We start from the raw sequence: 337 nt of genomic DNA on the forward strand, positions 1-337 counted from the left end.
GTCCGCCTTCACGCCGCCGTCTGGCCGGACGTGCTGACCACGATCTCGGCCTGCAACATCAAGAACTACTCGATCTACCTGAAGCGGCCGGAGAACCTGCTGTTCTCCTATTTCGAATATCACGGCACCGACTACGCCGCCGACATGGCCAAGATGGCGGCCGATCCCAAGACGCAGGAATGGTGGTCGGTCTGCATGCCCTGTCAGGAGCCGCTGGAAACGCGCAAGGAGGGCGAATGGTGGGCGATGATGGACGAGGTCTTCCATTATGACTGATGCCTTCGATCCGGCATCGCTGTCGCAGTCCTGGCCGAAGCCGTCGAAGCCGCGCCCGATC

1 protein-coding gene is annotated in these 337 nt (G+C 61.7%); it reads left to right on the plus strand.

Translation table 11 applies throughout. From position 1 onward, the window contains the following. A partial coding sequence (locus EN786_RS36595; protein WP_135910126.1) for an L-rhamnose mutarotase occupies positions 1-276 on the plus strand: 276 nt, incomplete at its 5' end. Between the last annotated feature and the right edge of the window lie 61 nt (positions 277-337).

The sequence above is a fragment of the Mesorhizobium sp. M4B.F.Ca.ET.143.01.1.1 genome (genome assembly GCF_004792275.1).
Lineage (GTDB): Bacteria > Pseudomonadota > Alphaproteobacteria > Rhizobiales > Rhizobiaceae > Mesorhizobium > Mesorhizobium abyssinicae.